This window comes from Marivivens donghaensis (assembly GCF_011806565.1).
Taxonomy (GTDB): domain Bacteria; phylum Pseudomonadota; class Alphaproteobacteria; order Rhodobacterales; family Rhodobacteraceae; genus Marivivens; species Marivivens donghaensis_A.
Window position 1 is genome coordinate 1 of the sequence record NZ_JAATOP010000024.1, and the last position, 682, is coordinate 682.

At 62.8% G+C, this 682-nt stretch carries 1 pseudogene; it reads left to right on the plus strand.

The features are described from left to right. Positions 1-682: pseudogene (locus HCZ30_RS16485) on the plus strand (IS5 family transposase); the annotation flags it as partial.

Genomic DNA, 682 nt, shown 5'->3' on the forward strand with positions numbered 1-682 from the left:
GTCCTGTTCGGCCTGCCGCTTCGCCAGACCGTCGGCCTGGTCGCGAGCCTGATCGAGATGGCCGGGCTCGACTGGCCAGTGCCGGACTATTCCACGCTGTGCCAACGCCAGGCCCGGTTCCAGGTGCAGATCCCGTATCGACGCTCCGGTCAGCCGCTGAACTTACTTATTGATAGCACAGGCATCCGTTTTCGCGGTGATGGCGAATGGCTTTCGCGCAAACATGGCGCGACGCGCAGACGCGAGTGGCGCAAGGTGCATCTAGCGATGGACACCGCCACTGGCGACATCCGTGCGGTCGAGTTTACCTCGAGCAGGCAGGGCGACAGCCCGATCCTGCCGGAGTTGCTGGCGCAGATACCGCTGATGAAGAGATCGAAACCGTCACCGCCGATGGTGCCTATGACACCCGTCGCTGCCATGCCGCGATTCTTGAACACGGTGCGGAGTCGATCATCCCAGTCCGTCGCAATGGTCGAGCGTGGAAACCGGACTGCCCCGCCGCGATATCTCGAAACGAGATCCTCCGGACGACACGATGTCTGAGCCGGTCCATCTGGATGAAATGGGCGGGCTATCACGCGCGAAGTCGCGTCGAGGCGCAGATGAACCGCCTCAAACTCCTCGGCGACCGGATCATGTCACGAGACCCCGACCGCCAGACCGCCGAAATCCAGATACG